This window comes from uncultured Arthrobacter sp. (genome assembly GCF_902805515.1).
Taxonomy (GTDB): domain Bacteria; phylum Actinomycetota; class Actinomycetes; order Actinomycetales; family Micrococcaceae; genus Arthrobacter_D.
Genome location: NZ_CADCTE010000009.1, coordinates 1 through 4,793, shown reverse-complemented (window position 1 = coordinate 4,793; position 4,793 = coordinate 1). Strand labels below are relative to the sequence as shown.

At 69.4% G+C, this 4,793-nt stretch carries 4 protein-coding genes; all 4 read left to right on the top strand.

Annotation, left to right across the window (positions count from 1 at the left end; genetic code table 11):
- Positions 1 to 2,810, top strand: a 2,810-nt coding sequence (locus QZX79_RS01440) for an Rne/Rng family ribonuclease (protein ID WP_294563640.1), incomplete at its 5' end; no start/stop codon positions are given.
- 363 nt (positions 2,811 to 3,173) lie between these two features.
- Positions 3,174 to 3,482 carry a 50S ribosomal protein L21 gene (rplU, locus tag QZX79_RS01435; protein ID WP_294563637.1) on the top strand — a complete coding sequence of 103 codons (309 nt, stop codon included), beginning with the start codon at positions 3,174 to 3,176 and terminating at the stop codon, positions 3,480 to 3,482.
- 57 nt (positions 3,483 to 3,539) lie between these two features.
- Entirely contained in the window at positions 3,540 to 3,800 is a 261-nt protein-coding gene (rpmA, locus tag QZX79_RS01430) for a 50S ribosomal protein L27 (protein ID WP_026545518.1), read from the top strand.
- Between the two features lie 121 nt (positions 3,801 to 3,921).
- On the top strand, positions 3,922 to 4,793 hold an 872-nt coding region (gene obgE, locus QZX79_RS01425; RefSeq protein WP_294563626.1), incomplete at its 3' end, for a GTPase ObgE.

The following is a 4,793-nucleotide window of genomic DNA, read 5'->3' as shown; positions in this document are numbered from 1 at the left end:
CCGCCTACGCCGACACGGAAGCGGCAGCAGCCGGTGCAGGGGAGGACGCGCCCGCCGCCGAGAAGCCGGTCCGGGCCCGCCGGACCGTACGCACCCGCCGGGCGAAGAGCGACGCCGTGGAGGTTCCCGCGGACAGTGAAGAAGCGGAGGAGGCATCCGCCGGCTCGGCCGACGCCGGATCCAAGGCCCCGACGGCCGCCGCACAGCAGCGGCCCGACGCTGCGCAGGCCGGAAAGACCGAGCCGGGCACGGCGGAAGCCGCCGCCGAACCGGCACCGAAGAGCGCCGAACCCTCGTACGTCGACCCCTTCGCCATCCCGGATTCGCCCCTCTCGCTGCTCTTCCACGCCCCCGACCTGAGCGCCGCGGTCCAGGCCGTCAAGGTCACCGAGCCGGCGCTCGAAGACGACGAGGACGACGACTCCGAAGACTCCGGACCGCGCCGCCGGCGCCGCCGCCGCCGCGGCCGGAACCGCAGCGACAACGGCACCGACGACGCCCAGGACGAAGAGAACGGCGACTCCGGGGAGGGACAGTCCAACGGACCCTCCTCCGAGGCAGGGGACGCCGTCACGTCCCGGCGCCGCCGCCGTCGCCGCCGTGGCGACCAGGACCTCGAACTGACCGGAGGGGAGGACGACGATCCGCCCAACACCGTGACCCGGGTCCGTGCCCCGCGCCAGAGCACCGACGCCCCCTCCGACCGTGTGACCAGCGTCAAGGGCTCCACCCGCCTCGAGGCGAAGAAGCAGCGCCGCCGCGAATCCCGCGACTCCGGCCGCCGCCGCCAGGTCATCACCGAGGCCGAGTTCCTTGCACGCCGCGAATCCGTCGACCGCCAGATGGTGGTGCGCCAGCGCGACGACAGGATCCAGATCGGCGTGCTCGAGGACGGGATCCTTGCCGAGCACTTCGTCTCCAAGACCCAGCAGGACTCGCTGATCGGCAACGTGTACCTCGGGAAGGTGCAGAACGTCCTGCCGAGCATGGAGGCCGCCTTCGTCGACATCGGACGCGGCCGCAACGCCGTGCTCTACGCCGGCGAGGTCAACTGGGACGCCGCCGGCCTCGACGGGCAGCCGCGCCGCATCGAACTGGCGCTGAAGTCCGGCGACCCGGTGCTGGTGCAGGTCACCAAGGACCCCGTGGGCCACAAGGGCGCCCGCCTGACCAGCCAGATCTCCCTCCCGGGCCGCTACCTCGTGTACGTGCCGGGCGGCTCGATGACCGGCATCTCCCGCAAGCTGCCCGACGTCGAGCGCAACCGGCTCAAGCGCATCCTCAAGGACCGCCTGCCCGAGAACGCCGGGGTCATCGTGCGCACCGCGGCCGAAGGCGCCAGCGAAGAGGAACTGACCCACGACATCAACCGGCTGCGCGCCCAGTGGGAGGAGATCGAACGCAAGTCCTCCTCGACCAAGACGCTCGCCCCGGAGCTGCTCTACGGCGAGCCCGACCTCACCATCAAGGTGGTCCGCGACGTCTTCAACGAGGACTTCTCCAAGCTCCTCGTCTCCGGCGAGGAGGCCTGGGACACCATCGAGGCCTACGTCATGTACGTGGCGCCGGACCTGGTGGGCCGCCTTGAGAAGTGGACCTCGGAGGAGGACATCTTCACCGCGAGCCGCATCGACGAGCAGATCCAGAAGGCCCTCGACCGGAAGGTCTACCTTCCCTCCGGCGGTTCGCTGGTGATCGACCGCACCGAGGCGATGACCGTCGTCGACGTCAACACCGGCAAGTTCACCGGCAGCGGCGGCAACCTCGAGGAGACAGTCACCAAGAACAACCTCGAGGCGGCCGAGGAGGTGGTGCGCCAGCTGCGGCTGCGCGACATCGGCGGCATCATCGTCATCGACTTCATCGACATGGTCCTCGAAGCCAACCGCGACCTCGTGCTGCGCCGGCTCGTCGAGTGCCTCGGCAGGGACCGCACCAAGCACCAGGTGGCGGAGGTGACCTCACTGGGGCTCGTCCAGATGACCCGCAAGCGCATGGGCACCGGGCTGCTCGAGGTCTTCGGCGAGGTCTGCGAGCACTGCGCCGGCCGCGGCGTCGTGACCCACGAGGAGCCGGTCGAACACCGCCGCCACGCCGTCTCCACCGAGAACCACCAGCAGCACCTCCGCCAGGAGAAGATGTCCCGCAGCGAGCGCAAGCGGAGGCGCACTCCCGAGCCGGTCGAGGAGCAGCAGGCGGCCCCCGAGCCGCGCGCGGAGAACCCGGAGCGGGCGGCCAAGGCGGAAGCGGCGCGTGCAGCCCTCGCGAGCATCGCCGCGGCCACCCACCATGCCGTACACAGCGAGGACGCACCGGCGGCGCCGGAGAAGGCACCGGCCTCGGAGGTGGCGCCCGCCGCCGAGAGGTCCCGGGACGAGGCAGCCGCGGCGGTCCTCACCATCAACGGTGAGACCGTCACCCTGCCCCGCGCAGACGCGGCCGCGCCGGTGACCGCACCCGAGGGCCCGCGGCTGACGCTTGACAGCCTCGCCGAGGCCTTCGACAGGAAGCCGGCCGGTGAACGGGGTGCGGGAGCCGCGGAGGCCCCGGCGCGGGACACGGCCCAGCGCTCGGAAGCCCCGGCCCAGGCAGCACCTGCCGCCCAGGGGTCCCGCCGCCGCCCGCGGCGCCGTGCCGCCAGCGCCCAGGGCTCGAACGCCTCCATCGAAACGGTGACGGCCTCCGGTGCAGGTGAGGCCCAGCCCGGCGCGCAGCACGTGGCCCGGGCCGGGAAGCCCGCCCCGCGGGAGGAGACCGGGGGAGACGAGCCGATGATCCTCGGCGTCGGCGTCCCCGCCTCCGACCTGTAGGCCAGGACCTGCAGGCCAGGACCTGCAGGCCAGGACCGCGCCTTCCCCGAGCGTAAAGGAGCCGGCCCCCGCACTGCGGGGGCCGGCTCCTTCGCTGTCCGGGGGAGTTTCCGGCGGACCGAGAAGCCGTGCGGCACCGAGGCCGCGCCCGGGCCGCACCGGGGAGGGGGCGTAATTTGCGGGAAGCTGCCCCACTGACGTAACCTTGATCTTCGGTGCGTTCGCCTTCTAACCGGTGTATCCGGGGCGTAGACGCACGGCGCAGATATGGCTCTTTGAAGTGTCCCTCCCGGATGCCAGCCGCAGTGCGCAACCAGTTTTTCACATCAGAAGTCAAGATTGTCGAGAGAAGTGAGTTCCCAAGTGGTGTACGCGATTGTCCGCGCAGGCGGCCGCCAAGAAAAGGTTTCCGTTGGAGACCTCGTTACCCTTGACCGCGTCACCGGTCAGGCAGGAAGCACCTTTGCGCTGCCTGCCCTCCTTCTGGTAGACGGCGACAAGGTTACCTCAGCAGCGAAGGACCTCGAGAAGGTCACTGTCACTGCCGAGATCATTGAGAATCTTCGCGGCCCGAAGATTGTCATCCAGAAGTTCAAGAACAAGACCGGCTACAAGAAGCGCCAGGGTCACCGTTCAGAGCTGACCCGCGTCAAAATCACAGGTATCAAGTAACCCTCTGCGGTTGCTCGGTCGGTCAAACAGTATCTTCAGCGAAGGCAGGCATAACTCATGGCACATAAGAAGGGCGCGAGCTCCACTCGCAACGGTCGCGACTCGAACGCGCAGTACCTCGGCGTAAAGCGCTTCGGCGGCCAGGTCGTCAAGGCCGGCGAAATCATCGTCCGCCAGCGCGGCACCCACTTCCACCCCGGTGCCAATGTTGGCCGCGGCGGAGATGACACGCTGTTCGCCCTCGAAGCAGGTGCCGTTGAGTTCGGTACCCGCCGCGGGCGCCGCGTCGTGAACATCGTTGGAGCAGCCGCGGAGTAATCTGCCGCTTTCAACGCACGATGCTCCAAGCATTGGGGTGGGGTGGGCCGACATGGCTCACCCCGCCTTCTTTTAAGCCGGTCAGACCCGGCACAGTGAAGCATTTTAGAAGGAGATCAACGTGGCCAGCTTCGTTGACCGAGTAGTCCTGCACGTTTCCGGCGGCACAGGCGGCCATGGCTGTGTGTCCGTCAAGCGTGAGAAGTTCAAGCCCCTGGGCGGACCCGACGGCGGCAACGGCGGCGACGGCGGCGATGTGATCCTGCGCGTCGATCCACAGACCACGACGCTCCTCGACTACCACCACGCCCCCCACCGCCATGCCACCAACGGCGGCAACGGCATGGGTGACTGGCGCGGCGGCAAGACCGGCGAGACCCTGATCCTTCCCGTGCCCGACGGCACCGTCGTGAAGGCCAAGGACGGCACGGTCCTCGCCGACCTCGTCGGTGAGGGCGCGGAGTTCATCGCCGCCAGCGGCGGACAGGGCGGCCTCGGCAACTCCTCGCTGTCCTCGCAGAAGCGCAAGGCCCCCGGATTCGCCCTGCTGGGAATCCCCGGCGACGAGCGCGACGTCGTCCTTGAGCTCAAGTCGATCGCCGACATCGCCCTCGTCGGTTTCCCGTCGGCCGGCAAGTCGAGCCTCATCGCCGCGATGTCGGCCGCACGGCCAAAGATCGCCGACTACCCGTTCACCACCCTGGTGCCGAACCTCGGCGTCGTCGAGGCCGGTGCCACCCGCTTCACCATCGCCGACGTTCCCGGCCTGATCGAGGGCGCGAGCGAGGGCAAGGGGCTGGGCCACCACTTCCTGCGCCACGTCGAGCGCTGCGCCGCCCTGGTGCACGTGCTGGACACCGCCGCCCTCGAGGCGGACCGCGATCCGATCAACGACCTCGAGATCATCGAGCGCGAACTCGACAAGTACGCCGTCGACATGAGCTTCGCCGGAGCCGACGGCGAAGTCGTCCCGCTCAACGAGCGCCCGCGCCT